The 17,467-nt window shown below is 65.0% G+C and carries 10 protein-coding genes and 3 pseudogenes; 9 read left to right on the forward strand and 4 right to left on the reverse strand.

The window, feature by feature from the left end:
- Positions 1-702: 702 nt before the first annotated feature.
- Positions 703-1,655 (forward strand): annotated as a pseudogene (locus NFJ07_RS13755) (IS1595 family transposase).
- A 631-nt stretch (positions 1,656-2,286) separates the two neighbouring features.
- Here NFJ07_RS13755 and NFJ07_RS13760 read toward each other — a convergent pair.
- Together NFJ07_RS13760 and NFJ07_RS13765 are read right to left on the reverse strand one after the other, a co-directional pair.
- Positions 2,287-2,538, reverse strand: a complete 252-nt coding sequence (locus NFJ07_RS13760; RefSeq protein ID WP_442865353.1) for a hypothetical protein — start codon at positions 2,536-2,538, stop codon at positions 2,287-2,289.
- 118 nt (positions 2,539-2,656) lie between these two features.
- Positions 2,657-4,141 (reverse strand): MFS transporter, encoded by a 1,485-nt coding sequence (locus tag NFJ07_RS13765; protein WP_269995133.1) that lies wholly within the window; start codon positions 4,139-4,141, stop codon positions 2,657-2,659.
- A gap of 161 nt (positions 4,142-4,302) precedes the next feature.
- Here NFJ07_RS13765 and NFJ07_RS13770 point away from each other — a divergent pair, with 161 nt between their 5' ends.
- The 8 genes and pseudogenes from NFJ07_RS13770 (at position 4,303) to NFJ07_RS13805 (ending at position 15,673) form a co-directional block, all read left to right on the forward strand.
- Complete coding sequence (locus tag NFJ07_RS13770) at positions 4,303-5,046, forward strand: TetR/AcrR family transcriptional regulator (protein ID WP_269995135.1); 744 nt, start codon at positions 4,303-4,305, stop codon at positions 5,044-5,046.
- A gap of 36 nt (positions 5,047-5,082) precedes the next feature.
- Complete coding sequence (locus NFJ07_RS13775; RefSeq protein WP_269995137.1) at positions 5,083-6,333, forward strand: NAD(P)/FAD-dependent oxidoreductase; 1,251 nt, start codon at positions 5,083-5,085, stop codon at positions 6,331-6,333.
- Between the two features lie 68 nt (positions 6,334-6,401).
- On the forward strand, positions 6,402-7,634 hold the full coding sequence (locus tag NFJ07_RS13780) for a cytochrome P450 (RefSeq protein WP_269995138.1): 1,233 nt from the start codon (positions 6,402-6,404) through the stop codon (positions 7,632-7,634).
- A gap of 35 nt (positions 7,635-7,669) precedes the next feature.
- Entirely contained in the window at positions 7,670-7,864 is a 195-nt protein-coding gene (locus NFJ07_RS13785; RefSeq protein WP_269995140.1) for a ferredoxin, read from the forward strand.
- Positions 7,865-8,416: 552 nt separating this feature from the next.
- Positions 8,417-11,977, forward strand: a complete 3,561-nt coding sequence (gene mobF / locus NFJ07_RS13790; protein ID WP_269995155.1) for a MobF family relaxase — start codon at positions 8,417-8,419, stop codon at positions 11,975-11,977.
- A 102-nt stretch (positions 11,978-12,079) separates the two neighbouring features.
- Positions 12,080-13,372: pseudogene (locus NFJ07_RS13795) on the forward strand (IS256 family transposase).
- Positions 13,373-13,586: 214 nt separating this feature from the next.
- Positions 13,587-13,859: pseudogene (locus NFJ07_RS13800) on the forward strand (transposase); the annotation flags it as partial.
- A 284-nt stretch (positions 13,860-14,143) separates the two neighbouring features.
- Positions 14,144-15,673, forward strand: a complete 1,530-nt coding sequence (locus tag NFJ07_RS13805) for a competence protein CoiA family protein (RefSeq protein ID WP_269995142.1) — start codon at positions 14,144-14,146, stop codon at positions 15,671-15,673.
- 5 nt (positions 15,674-15,678) lie between these two features.
- Here the strand turns inward: NFJ07_RS13805 and NFJ07_RS13810 are convergent, their stop codons facing one another.
- Both NFJ07_RS13810 and NFJ07_RS13815 read right to left on the reverse strand, forming a co-directional pair.
- Positions 15,679-16,812: a hypothetical protein gene (locus tag NFJ07_RS13810; RefSeq protein ID WP_269995144.1), complete on the reverse strand. Its 1,134-nt coding sequence runs from the start codon at positions 16,810-16,812 to the stop codon at positions 15,679-15,681.
- On the reverse strand, positions 16,805-17,467 hold a 663-nt coding region (locus NFJ07_RS13815), incomplete at its 5' end, for a hypothetical protein (RefSeq protein ID WP_269995146.1). The genes NFJ07_RS13815 and NFJ07_RS13810, both read right to left, overlap by 8 nt.

A 17,467-nucleotide genomic window follows, 5' to 3' on the forward strand; every position in this document is an offset into this window, starting at 1 on the left:
CCGGCAGTCCCGCACGGTTTCATTCACGAGCGGGACCACGTACAACGCTGCTTCCAAGAGTCCTAGTTGGTTGAAAAGCAAAGTGGTCCCCAACCGTATGAAACGCGACCCGTACCTATGGTTTTCCAAATCGGACCTTCCGGTCAAGGGTGACAGGGAGGTGGAGGCGACGAGGCGGATAACGGATCGCTACGTGCCGTAGGCACGATGACAGAAGGGGAAGCGGCAGCTCGGTGAGTCAAGGGGCAAAGTTGTGCTTGGTGCTCGCTGGCGGGTCTCACGCATTGACAATCACGGGCTCTCCGGAAAGGGGACTCCCGGCAAGGTGGACGCTCTCGCATCAGGTTGACGCCGGAGAAACGGCGCCTTTCCCAGGCAGCGACGCCTCGACAATGGCCGACGAGACAGCGCTCCCGAGAGGTACATCCTGGTCCTGCTGTCATGCCACAAGCAAAAGCGGCCACGGCAGTGATGTTCCCAACCCGCGCTACACCCCACCGAGCAACTTGAAAACTTTCGCCGAACTCGTTTCGTCAGGAAAGGTTACCCAGCTGGCAGATTTCAAATCTAATGTGGTACAGGTTGCACTCAACCAAGGGGTTCAATCGATGCTTCTCGGAAAGCTCACACACCCAAGCAAGTTGCTGAAAATATGCAAAAAGGATCAAGTGGATATCCGGTTAGCTCAGGTATTCTGGGTAAATGTCTGGACCGGATTTTCCGCGGACGATTCTGGAGTTCCAGGCGCGGTTTGGCGACGAGAAGGCGTGCCTGGACTATCTGCTTAAGTGCCGCTGGCCGGACGGCTACGTGTGTCCGCGGTGTCAAGGCCGGTCTGCCTGGCCCGTGGCGGCGCGGGGACTTTGGGAATGCTCCGCCTGCCGTTACCAAGTCTCGCTGACGGCCGGTACGGTGCTCCACAAGACCCACACAGCGCTGCATTTATGGTTCTGGGCGGCCTACCTGATGACGACCGGCACCCCGGGGATCTCCGCCCGGCAGCTGCAGCGACAGCCTCGGATTGTCCCAGTACGAGACGGCGTGGACCATGCTGCACAAGCTGCGCCGGGCTATGGTCAACCCGGAACGCACCTTGCTCACCGGTGAGGTCGAGGTGGACGAGTGCGAAGTCGGCGGTCCTGAGACCGGCCGGCGCGGCGGCAGGAGCCTCACAGCCCGGGCCACGCAGGTCGTCGTCGCGGTGGAGGTCCGCGGCCAGGGCTCGGGACGGGTGCGGATGAAAGTGATCCGCGATGCCTCCGGTGACACATTGACCGGCTTCGTGATGGACACCGTGGCTCCGGGGGCCATCGTGCATACTGACGGCTGGATGGGCTACGCGCCCTTGGCCAAAAAAGGCTACACCCACCGCCCCCGCTCCCAGCGGGCTGCCAAAAAGGCCGGCGACACCGACCCGGTCCTTCCCCGCGTGCACCGTGCCATCAGCAACCTCAAGACCTGGCTGCGCGGCACCCACCGCTCCGTATGCAATGAACACCTACAGGTGTACCTCGATGAATTCACGTTCCGCTAACAACCGGCGCGGCACGCCCATGGCGGCCTTCCAGTCCCTGCTCGGCCTCGGCACTACCCAAGCACCGACCACCTACCGCCAAATCACTGCCCACGATCCGGGACCGGACCCCGCCACCTGAGCTAACCGGAAACTCACTAAGCATCAAATGGGTGACCCCGGGCAGAAGCAACGGGCATAGTCGCCGACGAAAAGCTGCCTGCCGTTAGGCAATCGCATGGGAGGAGCCAATGTCCCAGTCCCACTCCGTGAAGTGCGCCGTTAGTCGTGGCGTTCAGCCCCCCAAAAATGCGGACTGCGGCCGCATCTGAAGGAATGGGACGCCCCACGACATGGGTCGCAGGTTTGATGACGCCGGCGCCAAAAACTCTTCGGCGTTGAAGTGAGGGAAGCTGGAATCACAGGGAACGCTCCGGAGGTACGCCCTCGCCTTGAAAAGTTATTGGAAAGTAGTGGATATCAACATGGCCTCATGGACCGGGAAGATGATCACGGAAAAGTTTCGTCTACCCATCTGCTGGCTAGTACATTGGGAATCTGTGCAGTTACCCTCAATGGCGTGCCCGAATGGCCTTGACCGATGTGAATGCCCGCCGGCAGACAGAATGGATGCCCTTTCATTTTGGTGACTCAGTTTTTCGACGGAGTTGATACGGCGTGCTGACTCGCTTCGGGACAGTGCCGCTGACGGCCGGCGGCCGGGCTAACGCGGGGCTTCGACGCAAGAGGACCAGATTCCGGTACTGGCACTGTCAGGAGGCAAAGATGAGCCATGATGCTTCGTGCGACGCTCCTGGTTCAAGCTGGACGAGGTCCTGGCCGCTGTTGAAGGCGTCGGGTGGGCAGGTCATGGGTTCAACGGCGAGTCCGAGCCGGTTCGGCAAGGGTGCGGGTTTGTCCGCGGCGTGGACCTGCAGCCAGGGGCTGTTCCGGTCCCACGTCATGCCGACCCCGGTTCCGGAGGGGTCCCGGACCATGACGCGGGCGATCCCGTCGTCGTACATAATGTCTGTGAAGGCGTCACCCGCAAAATCGTCATGAAGCCTTGAGATCGTCCTGACATCACGGCGGCAAGGTCTCCGCATTCGCGGCCGTAATGTGGTCTAAATCGGTCGTCTCGAACTATTCCGCTGACGCTCGGCTCAGTGCGGCTGCACGATACCTCGGGAGGAAGGCCGCGACTGCGAAGGCTCCGAGAGCCGCGGCTGCTCCGACACCCATGACGAGCTGAAACGCCCCCTGGGAGGGCATCGATACTCCGCCTAGGGTGGTGGTCAGCTGGGCGAGGACCACTCCGGCGACGGCGCTCGAAAGGGACGTGCCGATCGAGCGCATCAGCGTGTTGAGGCTGTTGGCGGACGCCGTTTCCGACGCCGGGACGGCACCCATGACGAGCGAGGGCATGGCTCCGTAGGCCAGGCCGATTCCGGCGCCGATGACGATTGAGACAACCACCAACTGCCAGACGGCGCCCATTGCAACAACGCCGAAGCCATAGCCTGCCGCGACGACCAAGGCGCCCAGCATGAGCGACCATTTCGGCCCCCACGTCGCGGAGATTCTGGCCGAGACCGGGGCGACGGCCATCATGACGAAACCTGACGGTGCCATGACGAGCCCGACGACGAGCATTGACTGACCGAGGCCGTATCCGGTCTGCCTGGGCAGCTGCAGCAGTTGGGGCAGCACCAGGGACATCGAGAACATGGCGAAACCGAAGATAGCGGAACCAATGTTGGTCAGCAGCACCTGGCGACGTACCAAGGTCCGCAGATCCACGAGCGGCCCGTTGGTGCGCAGCTCATAGCGTCCCCACGCAATGAAGAGCACGAGCGCCGCGGCGCCGAGGCCGAGCGTGGGCGCAGAGGTCCAGCCCCAATTGGCGCCCTTGGAAACGGAGAGCAGCAGGCTGACGAGGGCGGCGGAAAGGCCCGTCGCGCCGATGGCGTCGAAGCGGCCGCCGGTTCGTACCCGCGAGGCAGGCACCATGGTTGCGACCAACACGAGTGAGGCTGCGCCGAGGCCGGCGGCGACCCAGAAGAGCACGTGCCAGTCGGCGCTATCGGCGATGAGCGCGGCGACCGGCAGGCCGAGCGCGCCGCCTACGCCGAGCGAGGCGCTCATCAGGGCGGTCGCGCCTCCGAGGCGTTCGGCGGGAAGTTCATCGCGCATGATGCTGATGCCAAGGGGCACGACGCCGGCCGCGAGCCCTTGCAGGGTGCGCGCTACGATCATCGGCACGAGGCTGTCACTGAACGCTCCGACCACGGATCCCAGGACCAGCAGCACGATGCTGAACAACAGCATCCGGCGCTTGCCGTACATGTCGCCAAGGCGCCCGATCGTGGGTACCGAGACGGCGCCGGCCAGCAGAGTGGCCGTGATCGCCCACGTCGCGTCACCGGGCGCCGCGTGCAGCAGGGCAGGCAGCTTCGGGACCAGCGGGATCACCAGGCTCTGCATCAGCGATACGACGATGCCGGCAAAGGCAAGCACAAGGACGATGCGTGTGGGCGAACCGGCGCGAGGGGCGGAACTAGACGTGGGCACGCCATCCGACGGCACAGTGGCCGTACCGGGATTCGGGTCTTCAAGGCGCATGACCATGGGATTTCCTCTCGAGGAATGAAGGAATAAGGAGGGGGTCGGGCGGCCCGCCGCAGCGACAGACTCAATCTAAGTCAGTCGCTTGACTTAATGCAAGTGACTTACTTTAATGAAATGAGATCAACCACAGACCAGACCACCAGCAGCCCGGGAGGCGCAAGATGACTACCTCTATCGAGCGGTCCGACAGCACGGGAGCCTCGCCAGCCGGGGAAACCGTCCGGCAGCGGCGCGGAAGTCGGGTCAACGCGACGCGGGAACGCATACTCTCCACAGCCGAGCGCCTGTTCGCCGAGTACGGCATCGGCGCGGTATCCAACCGCCTGGTGAGCGACGAGGCCGGCCAGGGCAACAACGCCGCGGTCGGTTACCACTTCGGCACGAAAGTCGACCTGGTCCGGGCGATCGCCCGGAGACACAACGTGGAAATCGAAGAACGCCGCAAGCAATTGATCGCCGGCACGCGGGACTCGTCAGAGATCCTCGACTGGGTCGCTTGCCTTGTCCGGCCGGTCACCGACCATCTCGACTCGCTCCCGGCACCCACTTGGTTCGCCCGATTCGGAGCCCAGCTCATGACCGACCCGGGCTACCGGCAGGTGATGGAGCAAGACGCCATGGAGACACCGGCACTCCGGGAATTACTTGCTGGTCTGGACCGTTGCCTCCCCGATCTTCCGGCAGAAGTACGGGCCGAGCGCGATGACATGGCCCGCCAGCTGCTCGTGCACACCCTGTCCGAGCGGGAGCGCGCCCTGGCAGAGGGAAGGCCGACCACCCGCAGCTCCTGGCACGACGCCGGAACCGGCGTGATCGACGCAATCACGGGGCTCTGGCTCGCGCCCTACACCCCGGCCGGGCCGGACCGGCCGGCTGATCCCGGCGAGACCATGAATAACGACTGACTCACCCGACCACACCTCGACCGGAAAAGACGCCCGATGGACACCACCGCAGCACCCACGAACACCCACGCCCCGCGGGACCCGCGGGACCAGCACGTCCTCGTCGTCGGCGCATCCGCCGCCGGGCTGGCAACAGCCGAGGCCCTGCGGCGCAACGGACACCGCGGACGGTTGACGCTCCTCGACGCCGAACCGCACCTGCCCTACGACCGGCCACCGCTCTCAAAGCAGCTCCTCTCGGGTGAATGGACCGCCGACAGGGTCATCCTCCGCGACCAGAAGATGCTCGACTCCCTCGACGCCGAGTTCCTGCTCGGCGAGTCCGCAACCAGCCTCCACGTCTCCACACGCACCGTCACCACCGGGAGCGGCCAGGAAGTTAGCGCAGACGCCATCGTCCTCGCTACCGGACTGCGGGCGCGCCACCTGCCGACCGCACTAGGGACCGGGGATCGCGGGGCGCCGGCCGGGATTCACGTCCTCCGCACCCTCGACGACGCCCACCGACTCAAGGAAGCACTCGCGTCGACCGCGAGGCTCGTCGTCGTCGGCAACGGAGTCCTCGGGTGCGAGATCGCGGCCACCGCGCGCCAACTGGGCGTCAAGGTCACCCTTGTCGGCGCGGCGGAAGCGCCGATGGCACCGCAGCTTGGCGCGCTCGGCTCGCGGCTGCTCGCCGGCCTGCACAGCACACACGGCGTCCAGCTGCTCGGTGAGCGGCGTGTAGCCGCAGTGCAGCACTCCGGTGGCCGGGTGAGCGGGGTCGAACTCACCTCGGGCGAGGTACTCCCCGCGGACACCGTCGTCGTCGCGATAGGCTCCGAACCGGTGACCGGATGGCTCGCCGGCAGCGGCCTCGAACTCGACGACGGGATCGTCTGCGATACGTTCTGCCGGGCCGCCGACGGCGTCTGGGCCGTAGGTGACGTCGCCCGCTGGCACCACGCCGGCCTCGGGGAACCGGTGCGCCTGGAGAACCGCACCAACGCGACCGAGCAGGCAATCGCCGTGGCCCGCGACATTCTTGGCAAAGGGGAACCGTATGCCCCCGTACCGTACTTCTGGACCGACCAGTACGGGGTCCGGATCCAAGTGCACGGACTGATTCCCGGCTCGGCGCAGCTTGAGGTGACCGATGGCGACCCAGCCGACGGCCGCTTCGTGGCCGTCGCCATCGACGACGGGCGGATGGTCGGCGTGCTCGGCTGGGCCATGCCCAAACAAACCCGGCAGCGACGGCAGGAACTCATGGCGGAAGCGGGCGTCGACGTGCCGGCGCTGAATTGACAGGTCTCAAACTCCTTGACCCACCGAGCCCGTTGGCTCCACCGACCGATACAGCCTGGAGGAAAAGCATGACCACCACCACCACTGACACGACCACCCCGAGCCCACATGAGCCGGCGTTCCCGATGTCACGGGACGGCAAGTGCCCGTTCGACCCGCCGCCCCGCGGTCTGGCAGCCCAGAAGGAAGCCCCTCTGACACGGGTCACCATGTGGGACGGCAGCCGCCCCTGGTTTGTCACTCGCTACGCGGAACAGCGCGCGCTGCTGAGCGACCCGCGGATCAGCGCCGACATCAGCAACCCCGGCTACCCCAGCCCGGCCCCGCGCCCGAAGGGGAGCGGATCCCCGTTGAGCTTCATCCTGATGGACGACCCCGAGCACGCCCGGCTCAGGCGCATGGTGACCGCGCCGTTCATGGTCAAACGCATCGAAGCCATGCGACCGGGTGTCCAGAAAATCATCGACGACCTGCTTGACGAGATGCTCGCGGGCCCAAAACCGGCTGACCTGGTCGAGGCCTTTGCCCTGCCCATGCCGTCATTGGTGATCTGCCGATTGCTTGGAGTCCCCTACTCCGACCACGACTTCTTCCAGAAAAACAGCAACCTGATCATCAAGCGCGGCGTCAGTCCCGAGGACCAGGGCGCCGCGATGGGCGCGCTCATCGGCTACCTGCACCGGCTGCTGGCGCTCAAACTCGAACAACCCGGCGAAGACATCTTCACCGACCTCGCCCGCCGCGTCGACGCCGGCGACCTCAGTGCCGCGGACGCCGCCCAGATGGGCGTGCTGCTACTCATCGCCGGCCACGAGACCACGGCAAACATGATCGCGCTCGGCACGCTCGCACTGCTCGAACACCCGGAGCAGCTCGCCCGCCTCCGCGACAGCGGCGATCCCGCCCTCGTCACCTCCGCGGTCGAAGAGCTTCTCCGCTACCTGACCATCACCCACGACGGCCGCAAACGCATCGCGATCGCCGACATCGAGATCGCAGGGCAGACCATCAAAGCCGGGGAAGGCGTGATCATTGCCACCGACCTCGGTAACCGCGACCCGGAAGCCTTCGAGGACCCCGACACCCTCGACCTCGAACGCGACGCCCGCCACCACGTCGCCTTCGGATTCGGCGTGCACCAGTGCCTCGGCCAGCCCCTGGCACGCATGGAACTACAGCTCGCCTACACCACCCTGCTCCGCCGCATCCCCACCCTGGCCCTCGCCACTCCGATTGACCAGGTGCCGTTCAAGAACGACGCCTCCGTCTACGGCGTCTACGAATTGCCCGTCACCTGGTAACTAACCGCTCCCAACCTGCGAAGAAGGAAAAGAACATGAAAGTAATCCTCGACCAGGACAAATGCGTCGCCTCAGGGCAGTGCGTTACGGCTGCTGACACCATCTTCGACCAGCGCGACGAAGACGGCATCGCCATACTCCTCGACGCCGAACCAAGCCCGGAACGCGAGGCCGAGGTACGCCAGGCCGCCGCCGTCTGCCCCGTCCTCGCGATCCGTTTGGAGAGCTGATATACCAACGAGCGTCTCGATGACCGGCGATCTAGGAACGACGGCCGTCGTCGATGCGCCCTGTCCGGGCGTGCGAACGCACACGGTCACCGATTTCTTGCCGATGACCAACCCGGCGACGCGCTCGATCATCACGCCCATCAGAATCACCAATCCCTCCAAGTGCGACAAATATCGGCCGCCGCCTGGAGGATCCTCTGATCAGGACACAGAGCCACGTGCCTTACCGCGACCATCCGGTACACCCATGGACCCCGCGTCATGCACCTCTACGGGCTAACCCCGCACCAATGTGAATAGACGTCGCCAAGCGGCACAACAATTCTCACCCCTCGGCACGCGGAAGATACTTCCCCATCCGTTTACACGTCTGGCATCCAAGCGGGGAGCGGGGATTATCGACGGAAAGGTGACAGGCCGCCGGTAGTCATGTGCCTGATCCCGTTGCGGACGATGAAGGGGCGTGAAGCAACGGCGAAACAGCATCAGCCTGGACCTGGGGTGCGGTGCCTGCCCGCATTCCGTGGGTGTTTATGGGGCGTTGCGGTGACGATGTCCATTGCCCGGCTGTCTGCGGATGCCGGGGTGAAGTACCTGTTGAAGACCACAGCCCATGGCGATGTGACCGTGCGCAATCTGACTGACTACTACACGACTTCCGGTAACCCGCCCGGGACCTGGCTGGGCAGCGGCATGGACGGCATCGGCCTGGCCCCCGGCACCGTCCTGACGGATGATTCAGCGAAGGCAGTCTTCGAAGGAGCACTGCATCCGATCACACGTGAGCCGCTGGGCCGCCGGCACGGGCAGCGGGCCACCGCCCCAGCAGGGCCGGACCGGAAACCCGGAACATCCACGCGTTGCCCCGTTGCCGGGTTCGACTTGACGTTCAGCGTTCCGAAGTCGGTCTCGGTCTTGTGGGCGCTCAGCCCGCAAGACGTCCGGGATCAGGTGTTGGCTGCGCATCACCGTGCCGTGCAGGACACCTTGGTCTGGCTCGAGTGCCGGGCCATCGGAACCCGGACGGGCCGCAACGGCGTGGCCCACGTCCCGGTCCGCGGAGCCATCGGCGCCGCGTTTGATCATTGGGAATCCCGGGCCGGTGATCCGCAACTGCACACCCACCTGGTCATCGCCAACCGCGTCCAACGGACGAGCGATGGGGCGTGGGCTACTCTCGATTCCCGGACCCTGTACAAGGCGGCGGTCGCGGCCAGTGAGCACTACAACGGCCTGCTCTTCGACGAGCTGCGGCGCAGCCTGGGAACCGAGACCGAGCTGCGGGCACCGGTCTCGGTCGACCGCAACCCCAGCCGCGAGCTGTCCGGGGTCGATGCCGGGCTGATCACGGAGTTCTCCGCCCGGGCACGGATCATCGAGCTGGAGAAGGACCGGCTGGTCCGGCTCTGGAATCTCGAACACGGGACCAATCCCTCCGACGCCACTGTCCTGAAGCTGCGGCAGCAGGCCACCCTGTCGACCCGGACGGCTAAGGACGCCCAACCCGTATCGCTGGCGGAACGGCTTACGTCCTGGCGCCGCCGGGCCGAAGGCCTTGGCTACGGGCCGGAACGCTTGATTACCGGCACTGTCCACCAGTCCCGCACCCGGCCCCTCACGGGTGCGGACCTGTCCCCGGAATGGCGGAAGGTCACCGGGCAGCTGGTGATGGACCTGGTCGCCCAAAAACGCGCCACCTGGAACCGGTGGAATCTGCTCGCCGAGGCCGAACGCGTCTGCGCCGGCATCCGGATGGCCAGCCCCGCCGAACGCACAGCGATGATCGAGGCCCTTGCCGACGATGCCCAGACGTTCTCCGTCCCGCTCAACGAGCACCGGTACACCACCCCTGACGACGCCCGGGCCGATCTCGCCGCCGACGGGCACACGGTTTTCGACCCGGTCACCGGGACGGTGTTCACCAACGCCCGTATCCTTGCCGATGAGGGAGCCATCATGGCCGCCAGCAACGCCACCGACGCGCCCGGGCTGGAGCCCTGGGACGCCGTCGACGCCGTCACCGCCACGCCCGGAAGTGCGGGGCCCGTTCTGTTCGCGGACCAGCAGGACGCCGCCATCCAGGTCCTGAGCAGCCGGCGTCGTCTGGACGCGCTCACCGGCCCGGCCGGGGCAGGGAAGACCGCCACCATGAAAGCCGTCAGCGACGCCTGGCAACAGGTCCACGGCCCCGGCAGCGTGGTCGCCCTCGCCCCGGCCGCCGTGTCCGCCGACGTCCTCGGCGACGCGTTGGGACTCGGAGCGGAGAACGTGACGAAATGGCTCTACGAATCCAACGGCCCCGGAGCAGCCAACCGCGCCCGACGCTACCTCCTCGCCGAACACGCCCTGGAACACCCCCTGGCTACCGGTCCGACTCAGAAGCGGTGGCGGCAGCAGGCGGCACAGGTCCTCGCCGCCGTCACCGCCGAACAGTCCCGCTGGCAGCTCCGCCCGGGCCAGCTCGTCATCATTGACGAAGCGTCCATGGTCCCCACCTACCAGCTCGCCGCCCTCACCGGAATGGCGGCCGCGGCCGGGGCGAAACTGGTATTGGTGGGCGACCCTGCCCAGCTGGACTCCATCGACGCCGGCGGGATGCTCGGCTGGCTCGACCGCACCGGCCGGGCAGTGCGGCTGACCTCCCTGCACCGCTTCACCCACGCCTGGGAAGGCGCTGCCTCGCTCCACCTGCGGGCCGGGAACTGGGACGGGGTCCTGGAGTACCAGCGACACGGCCGGATCCAGGCCGGAAACGACGACCGGATGATCGAGGCTGCGTACGCGGGATGGGCCGCGGACGAGAAGGCAGGGCTGGCCTCCATCCTCATCGCCGCGGACAATGACACCGTGACCGTCCTCAACCGGCGCGCCCAGCACGACCGGGCCGCCACGGGAGCCGTTGACACCCGGCACACCGTGCCCTTGGCCGACGGCCTCACGGCCGGTTGTGGGGATGTGATCCTGGCCCGGCGCAATGACCGAAGGATCAGGGATAGCCTGGGCGGGTTTATCCGCAACGGCACCCTGCTGACCATCACTGCACAGCCCGGCCAAGCCGGCACCGTTCCCTGCGTCAGAAAAGACACCGGCGCCACCATCAACCTTGACCGGAACTACCTCTCGGGGTTTACGGAATTGGGGTACGCGACCACAGCGCACCGCTCGCAGGGAATCACCGTGGACACCGGGCACATCGTCGTCACCGAAGGCAGGCTCACCCGCGAACTGTTCTACGTCGGCATGACCCGTGGCCGGACCACGAACACCGCCTACATCGTCGAACCCGACACTGACGCGGACGAACGGATTGATCCGACAGGTCTGCCTGGCTGGCCGGAGATCCTCGGCCAGGTCCTGGCCGCCGAAGGCGCCGAACACACCGCACACGAAACCCGGCAGGAACTCCAGGACAGCACAGATACCCTCCACCAGCTCGCCGCCGAGCACGACTACCTCACCCAACTCGCCGCCGACGAGGACCTCGCGGATTTCCTCACCACCAACTCCCCAGGTTCGACCGAGGATCTGCAGCGCTCCCCGGCCTGGGGGCCCGCCGTCGCCGCCTGGAAGCGGCTGGCAGCACATGACCGGAACCTTGCCGAGCACGAAGTGCTCAACGCAATGACGCCCCGCGGCGAAGTCCGCGACCTGACCGCCATCATCCACAACCGGCTACGCACCGCCGCAAACCTCCACGAAGCACCCGAAGGGCTCGTCCGGTACCCCGGCAACCGTCCCGACCTGAGCAACCTCGTTACCCAGGTCGAACAGCGCATCCGCAACCGCGCCAAACTCGTGGCAGCACGCAACCCCGCCAGCCAGGAACCATGGGTGCAGGACCTCGCCTCGCAACTCCAGAACATCCCGGACCCGGACCGGCGACGGCGAACGCTGCAGGAAATCCTCATCTACCGGGACCGCTGGGCCATCAACGACAACACCACCCCGCTCGGAACCCCTGTGGCCTGGGAGGAACCTGACAGGCAAAGCCAACGCCAACGGCTCCAGACGAAGCTCTCCCCTGTTGCCCAGACCCGCACCAGCCCCGCCACGCCAACAGTGCACTCCTACGAGCCGTCCTCTTCGACACGGGACATTGGGCTGCGGATCTAAAGTTAGAAGTCGCACTTCCCATCGCTGGCCGAGGGACTGTGGAAATAAGGGTGTATCTGGCTCGACACGCCGGGCGTTTAGCCTGGCGGGGAGGAGCCCGATATGGCCGCGACACTTGAGGCTGTGCCGAGTACAAAAACTGTTGAAAATCTGACCGAGAAATCCGAGGCTGAGGCTGCCCGCGAGCTGGTGAGGATGGCCAAGGAGCAGGGCCTTTCCCTGACCGGTCCGGACGGGCTGCTCAAGCAGCTGACCAAGACGGTTATCGAGACCGCTCTCGATGAGGAATTGACCGAGCACCTCGGGTATGAAAGGCACGATGCTTCGGCCAAGGACACCGCCAACTCGCGCAACGGCACCCGGTCCAAGACTGTGCTGACGGAGACGACGGGCCCGGTGCAAATCGACGTTCCGCGGGACCGGGAAGGCACGTTCGAACCGAAGATCGTCGCCAAGCGCCAGCGGCGGCTGACCGGGGTCGATGATATGGTCCTTTCGCTCTACGCCAAGGGGCTGACGACCGGGGAGATCAGCGCACATTTCGCCGAGATCTACGGCGCCTCGGTCTCGAAGGAGACGGTCTCGCGGATCACGGACAGGGTGCTTGAAGAGATGGCGGCATGGCAGAACCGGCCGTTGGATGAGGTCTACGCGGCGATCTTCATCGACGCCATCGTGGTCAAGGTCCGGGACGGGCAGGTCGCCAACCGGCCCATCTACGCCGCCATCGGGGTCACCCTCGCGGGCGAGAAGGACATCCTGGGCCTCTGGGCCGGGACCGGCGGAGAAGGCGCCAAATTCTGGATGAGCGTGCTCACAGACATCAAGAACCGCGGCGTGAAGGACAGCTTCTTCCTTGTCTGCGACGGGCTCAAGGGCCTGCCCGAGGTCGTGGCGAACGTGTGGCCTCTGACCACCGTGCAGACATGTATTATTCACCTGATCCGGAACACCTTCCGCCTGGCCTCGAAGCAGGACTGGGATGCCCTCAAACGCGACGTGAAGCCGATCTACACCGCCGTGAACGCCGCGGCCGCCCGGGTGGCATTCGAGGAGCTCACGGAGCGTTAGGGCAGGAAATACGGGGCGATCGTGCGGCTCTGGGAGAACGCGTGGGAAGAGTTCATTCCCTTCCTGGATTACGACGTGGAAATCCGGCGCGTCATCTGCTCGACCAACGCGATCGAGTCGCTGAACGCCAGGTACCGGCGCGCCGTGAAGGCGCGCGGTCATTTCCCGACCGAGCAGGCTGCGCTAAAGTGCCTGTATCTGGTCACCCGATCCCTCGATCCGACCGGTGCCGGCAGGACCCGATGGACAATGCGCTGGAAGCCCGCTTTGAACGCCTTCGCCATCACTTTCAGCGACCGATTCCCGGCAGCTGAAAACTACTAAAACAAACCGCCGGATACACCGTTAATGAGACAGTCCCCTGGCCGAAGATGCCGACCGCTCAGAAAGTAGAGTGGGACCGTCTGAATGACGGTGTGTGGTGTCCGGCCTGATCCGAAAGGAGACGGTCGTGTCAGAGTCCACGACCGAGATGGAAGGGGTGATGATCGATCCTGTGACGGGAGAGATCATCGATCAGTAGGAGCTTGCGTAGCGGTTGCTCGCGCAGGCCGAGGAGCAGGGCGTGAGCCTGGTGGGCCCGGGCGGGCTGCTGAACCAGCTCACGAGGAACGTGCTGGAGACCGCGCTGGAAGCGGAACTGACCGAGCACCTCGGGCACGAGCATGGCCAGAGGCCGATCGCGGCGAACATGCGTAACGGCACCAGGTCCAAGGCCGTGCTGACCGAGATCGGCCCGGTCGAGATTGAGGTGCCCCGGGATCGGGATGGCTCGTTCGAGCCGGTGATCGTGCCCAAGCGGAAAGGGCGCGCCTGGACGGGATCGACCGGGCCTCACGCACCTGAGTCTTTGGCGACGATGCGGCTGGATCTAACGTGGCGCGTTTTCCCGGTCGCCGCACACATGTTTGGCATGACTAGGTATTCCGCACTATGACAAGGACTAGGTCACCAAGATCACTGCGGTCCTGCTTGAGGCGCAGATCAGGCTGACCGAAGTTCTCCAGGTGTTTGTTGATAGCGGCGGCGGGGGTCGAACGGTAGATTGACGGCCACGGCTGTGCAGTAGGGGATGGGGGATGCTTGGTGCAGTTGGTGGCGTACCTGAACGGTGATCGGGTCGACGCGACACAGATGGCCCACGATCCGTGGCGGGCGCTGGTCAATCACCCTCTCTACATGGACCTGGTGCTGCTGGAGTGCGGGCTGCGGGCGAGCCGGGTCACGCGCAGGGGCCGGCAGTTCTTCAAGCATTATCCCGGCGTCGAATGCTCCGTCGAGCACAAGTCTGAGTCGGATCAGCACTTGGCGATGAAGCGGGCGCTGCAGGACAGAATCAACGCCGTGCCTGGCTGGCGTGCGGAGGTTGAGCACGCGCATCCGCAACGGGCTTGGATCGCTGATGTCATGGCCATTCACACAACCGGCAGGCGGCTCGCATTCGAGGTCCAGCTGTCGCCGCAGAGCGAGGACGAGTATGTCTACCGGTCCCAGCGTTACGTGCATGATGGCGTCGGCCCGGTGTGGGTGGTCCCCTACGACCACGACGAGTTCCGGGTGAAACTGCTGATGATCGTCACGGGCTTCGGCAAAACCAGCGACCTGCCCGAGGCCCCGGCGAAGCTCATGGATCGGGCTCAGTACCAGCCGGTATTAGGTAAATCGGGCCATGTCGGGCGCGCGGTGGATGCGGTTCTGCATCCGTCCTTTCGGTGGTCGTACGGAACCCCGCAGCACCAACTGGAGGAGATCGCGCGACGGGCGGAGATCCGGGCCAAAGCTGCGGCAGAACATCTGGAGAGGATCGAGCAGGCTGAGGAGGCGAAACGCATTGCCGCGGAGAATGCCGCCGCGGTTGCTGCTGAAGTGACGGCGAGGTTTGTCGACGCTGCCGCCGCACCAGGAATCACCGACGTGCCACCTGTCCTCTCAAGCCGGCGCATTTGGGCCAGTGACGTTCGCTGCATGAAGTCCGGTCACCCGGTGCTGATCTGGCTGCTCACCGAACCGACCGGACAGAAGTCCGGGAACTGGATGCCAAGGGCTGAGAACTTTGAAAACGTCCGGGCACACGTAGACAGCTGGCTGTCCGCAGCTGGACGCGGGTTGGCCCGGGCAGGCATATACCGGCTTCAAGGCCCTGGCAACCGCAGCGCATTTGCCTGCCCTATCTGCGAAGACGTCATCAAAGGCCGCTGGATAACCGCGCTCCCCCCTGCCAAGTGGTCCGTCATTGCCGAAGGCGGTGCAACCAACCCCGAGGCAGGCGAAGTGCTGCACCGGCGCCAGCCGGCCCAACCGCCGAAAACCCCGACAAAGCCGCCAACTGCCGTCCAACCTTCCAACGTTTCCGAGGGTGACTACCTGTTCATCGGACCAAAACGCACGCCGTTCTGGATATCCGAAACCACCAACGGCCAGGAAATAGCAGAACGCCAAGCAGCCAAGGCCGCAAGAGCGGCTCGCATGCATGAGATCACGAACAACCCCCGATACCGGGCCAGCCCGAATGGATTCCGTTTCGAGTGCACAGACTGTGGCGGAATGTTCGAGGACGACAACGAAGGCATCCATGCCAACGCACGCTGCCTCATCCACGGTACGAGGAGCTCAGGCTGGCAGTAGCCCCACTAGGCCATTCGAGGAGTCCATTTGGACAGGAGAGCTTTGTTGGCTTCCCGTCGAAGGTACAGATCTTCTGGAGGAGTTTGATTTGGGTCTGCCCACCAGTCGCTGAGGTTGTCGACGGCGACCATTTTTCGGCCTGCGTCGAGGGGAGTGACGCGCCAGCGGTCCGACGGCTGCAGGTCCGGGTGGCCTGGTCCGAGGACCTGCACGGCGAAGATCCCGGGAAGGGAGCTCCTCACGAATCCGTGGTCGGCGCTCAAATCGAGGTCGCGGGGGTTGGGGATGTCCGGGCGTCCGGGGCGCGCAACTTGGGTCATCATGCTCCCGGCGGTGACAAGCCCGAAGAGGACGCGGGTCATCTGGGCGTAGTCATAGAGCGGCGCCAAATCCGCGAGGAGCCTCATGACACCTTCCCCGGCATCGTCCTTGCCGTTCTTGATCTCGGTGCCGGCGAGGATCCATCCCTCGCCGGTGAACTTCACGTACCAGTCTCCGTTGGCTGTGGGGAACAGCAGGTCGGCCCATCCGATGTCTTCGCACAAGCGCGTCAGCAGTCCGGCGACCTGGTGTGGTTCGCATTGGGTCATTGTGAAATGGATGCCGGCGAGGATCGGGCCGGTCGCGTTGGCCGCGGCCCAGCCGGTGATCCGGTCCACGATTTCCTTGAACGCTGGGCTGTCCACAGCCCACCGGTCCAGGTTCTTCTTCACAGACCGGAAGGCGAGGGGCGTCTCGTTGTTGTCCAGAGCCGCGTCGACGGAGCAGATCGCGGCGCAATAGGCGTACCGATTCGTGCGGGGTCTGGGGCCGGGGCGGTCGGCGCATGCGGTGATGGTGCCGGCGAAGCCGAGGGGCGCGATCGCGTCGGCGATCATCTGCGCAATCTCCACGGCATGCCGTGGAGCCAGGACGGGGTGGAAGTAGATTGCTGTTCCCTTGTTCACCTCGACCGCGTGAAACCGCTGGTCGGGGTGCCCGGGCATTCTGATGCCGGCAATGGCGTTGTCGATGTCGTCAGCTGAGGGTGGGTTCGCTCCTTCATTCGGGGCGCAGAGGAATCCCTGGGTGAATAACGCGGCCGTGTTGACCCTGCGGATCTTGTCCTCGTCGACGGTGATGCCGGCATGTTCACCCATTGAGTGCCCCGCTGAAGCTGTACGTACCGTAGGAGTTGCGGGTTATGTCGCTGGCCATCTCGAGCCGGTAATCACCAGCCGGGAGAGCCGTGGTCTTATTCCCCGAGGCGCAGTAGTCCCCGGCGACTTTCGCCCCACTGGCCACGGAAGTCACCTGCCAGGTGAGCCCGTTCGCGTACGGATTTGCGGGGTTGCTCAGACACGTCACCCAACTGATACTAAAGGTTTTGCCCCCGGTGGGGACGGTGAAGGTGTAAAAGTCCTTGGATCCTTTCGTTTCCAGGTTCCCGGCACCCGCGGCGGGAACCCCACCGCTCACCGTGCTGCCGTCCAGCGGCAGGGTGAAGGTCTGCGGGTCGGGTACGAAGAACGCCGACAGACTGTACGTGCCGTAGGACTTGCGGGTTATGTCGGTGCCCATTTCGAGCCGGTAATCACCGGCCGGAAGGGTGACGGTCTTGTTCCCGCTGCCGCAGTAGTCCCCCGCGACCTTCGCCCCGCTGGCGATCGAGGTGACCTGCCAGGTGAGACCGTTCGCGAAGATGTTATCGGGGTGGCTCACGCAATCCCGGTTGAAGTCCAGGAACAGGGTCTTGCCCCCGGCAGGTACCGTGAAGGTGTAGAAGTCCTTGGACCCCTTCGTTTCCAGGTTCCC

The organism is Arthrobacter sp. B2a2-09 (genome assembly GCF_027587375.1).
Lineage (GTDB): Bacteria > Actinomycetota > Actinomycetes > Actinomycetales > Micrococcaceae > Arthrobacter.